This window comes from Saccharothrix sp. ST-888, assembly GCF_000955975.1.
GTDB lineage: Bacteria > Actinomycetota > Actinomycetes > Streptomycetales > Streptomycetaceae > Kitasatospora.
This window is the reverse complement of sequence record NZ_JYJF01000253.1, coordinates 1-1,860: the sequence shown is the minus strand read 5'-3', so window position 1 is coordinate 1,860 and position 1,860 is coordinate 1. Positions and strand designations below refer to the sequence as shown.

1 protein-coding gene is annotated in these 1,860 nt (G+C 73.5%); it reads right to left on the bottom strand.

What is annotated here, in order from left to right; all coding sequences use genetic code 11:
- Nucleotides 1-108: 108 nt before the first annotated feature.
- Nucleotides 109-1,764, bottom strand: coding sequence for a CocE/NonD family hydrolase (locus UK12_RS32430; protein ID WP_045306793.1), 1,656 nt, complete (start codon nt 1,762-1,764; stop codon nt 109-111).
- Nucleotides 1,765-1,860 lie beyond the last annotated feature (96 nt).

The window sequence follows — 1,860 nt, the reverse complement described above, 5'->3', positions numbered from 1 at the left end:
GGAGTGGCGCAGGCCACAGGAATGCCTGTGGCCCGGGTCACAGAATGCCCGGGACCCGGCTCGCGGGAATGGCGGTGTGACCCGGGTCACTGAATACGGACGGATCCGTCAGCGCAGCGGCAGCACCAGTTCGGCGGGATCGGCGGAGCCGGAGCCGAACGAGACGGTGCTCCCCAGCGGGGTGCGGCCGCCGTACATCGGGTCCGAGGTGTCCAGGACCAGGGCCAGCCGGTGCCCGGCCGGCAGGTCGTAGGCCGTGGCGAAGAGCCGGACGTCGAGCGGGAACGCACGTCCGGGCTCCCGGCCGGACCAGCTCTGCGGGGCGTGCGAGATCAGCTTCCCCAGGCCGAGGGCGTCCACGTCGTAGAGATAGGCGAACACCGTGCCCTCCGGCGCGGACGCGGTGACCGTCGTGTGCAGCTGCGCGGTGCCCCGGATCCGCTGCGCCGCCGGGTAGGGCTGCGACTGCCAGACGGCACCGGCCGAGCGCGGCAGCAGCGGGAGGGCGACGGTCGGCGGCAGGCCGGTGAGCTGGTCGAGGCCGCCGGACAGCTCGGCGATCCCGCTGTCCGCGCCGGAGTCGGTGCCGCCGACCACCGACGTCCGCCAGTCGGTCCCGGCCGCGCCGCCGAGGGCGCCGGTGCCGAGCAGGTTCGGGGCGCCGAGCCGCAGGTGGTCGGTCCGGGTGGCGACGGCCTCCCAGCTGGGGTGGCTCTCGTGGCCGCCGGCCGGTCGGACCTCCAGGTCCACCGGCTGCCCTTGGTCGCCGCTGCCGCCGCCGGTGCCCTTGAGGTGCTGGTCGAGCCAGTCGCGTGCGCTCGCCCAGGTGGCGTTGGACAGCCCCAGCAGGCTGGTGAACTCCTGGGTGGCGTGGTCGCCGGGGCGCAGTTCGAGCCGCTTGGGTCCGGTCAGCTGCTGGTAGAAGGAGACGGTCTGGCCGGGGTTGAAGACGCTGTCGCCCCAGGCGCCGGCCAGCAGGACGGCCGTGCCGTGGGCGTTGATCCGGTCCACGTACGTGGCGGGGGACCTGGTCTTCGCCCAGCGGACCACCTCGGGCATGTCGCGGTTTGCGAAGACGTCGGCCAGGATCCGGGCGAACTCCGGGCTCTTGCGGCCGGTCGGCGCCTGGATCGCGGCGAGCAGTCCGGCGGCCTGGAGGTGCCTGGTTTCGCCGCTGTACAGCGCATCGGCCAGGTCGCCCCAGCCGCTCAGCGCGGCCACCGCCTTGATCCGGGGGTCGAAGGCGGCGCCCATCAGGGTCAGGCCGCCGCCCAGGGAGAGTCCCACCATCCCGATGCGCTGCGGGTCCGCCGGGGTGTGGGCGAGCGCCCAGTCGATGACCGAGGAGATGTCGGCCACATCCGTGGGGCCGGCGACGTCGATCTCGCCGCCGGAGAGCCAGAAGCCGCGCACGGTGTAGGTGACGGCGACGTACCCGGCGGCGGCGAGCTGCCTGCCCTGGGCGACGTACTCCAGGTCGTTCTGTCCCCAGCTGGCGGGCTGCACGACCACGGGGTAGCGGCCCTGCGGGTCGGCGCCGGGGGTGCCGGGGGCGGGGGTGAACACGTCGGCCTTCAGGACGACGCCGTCCTTCATCGCTATGTCGACCGGCCGGAACGACGGCGTTCCGGTGGCGACGGTTGCCGCCCCGACGAGCGGGGCTGCCGACGCGGGGCCCGTGGTGAGGGTGCCACCGAGGGCAAGTGCCGCGACGATCAGGGCACTTGCCGCTCGGTGTCCGCCGGTGCGGTGGGGTCGCGTCATTGCTGCTCCATCAGAATCTGACGGTGCCACAGCGGCACTCGTCGGTCCGGTGATCGGAGCGTAGGGGCAGCTCACCGGCCCTGACGAGATGATGAT